This window comes from Oleiphilus sp. HI0128, assembly GCF_001635365.1.
The window spans coordinates 1-614 of the sequence record NZ_LWGG01000422.1 but is presented as its reverse complement, the minus strand read 5'-3'; the positions used below and the strand labels follow the sequence as shown (position 1 = coordinate 614).

Genomic DNA, 614 nt, shown 5'->3' with positions numbered 1-614 from the left:
CCATCTACCTGTAAATAGCCTGAGTGACCTTGTAGAAAATTAATCGCACACTGGCTTGCCCGACTTTCATGGAAGTCATACAGCACGATATTGGGAATGTCTGTGTGATTGCTGCCGGGTGAGTCGGTACCGGTGCAATATAACCACATATAACATTTGGTTTTGTCGGATTCGATTACCTTTAGTGTGGTTTCATCTGCTTGTATTACATTTTGCCGCAAGAGGGTTTCATGCAGTTTGTCATAAAGCGGTTTGAGTAAGTCTGTACACTTCAGCAACCAGCTCGACATCGTTTGTCGGCTAAGCGGGATGCCATATTCTTTGAACAGACTTTCTTGTCGATAAAGCGGTAAGCCATATTGATATTTACTGGTAATGATTTGGCTTAACAAGCTCGCCGTAGCAAAGCTTTTTGGAATAGGTGAAGCCGGAACCGGCGTTTGTTTAATCGTGACGTTCGTTGCATGTTGCTCACAATGACGACAACTATATTTAGGTCGCACATGTTCGATGACTTTGATCTGGGCAGGAATGAATTCAAGCTGCTCGCTTTTATCTTCACCCATGCGATGTAATTCATGACCGCAGTCATCACAGCTTTTGTCTTCGTCTGC

The 614-nt window shown here is 44.0% G+C and carries 1 protein-coding gene; it reads right to left on the bottom strand.

Annotated features, from left to right (window positions below; genetic code table 11):
- Positions 1-614: IS66 family transposase (locus A3763_RS05220; RefSeq protein WP_156494926.1), on the bottom strand; the 614-nt coding region annotated here is incomplete at both ends.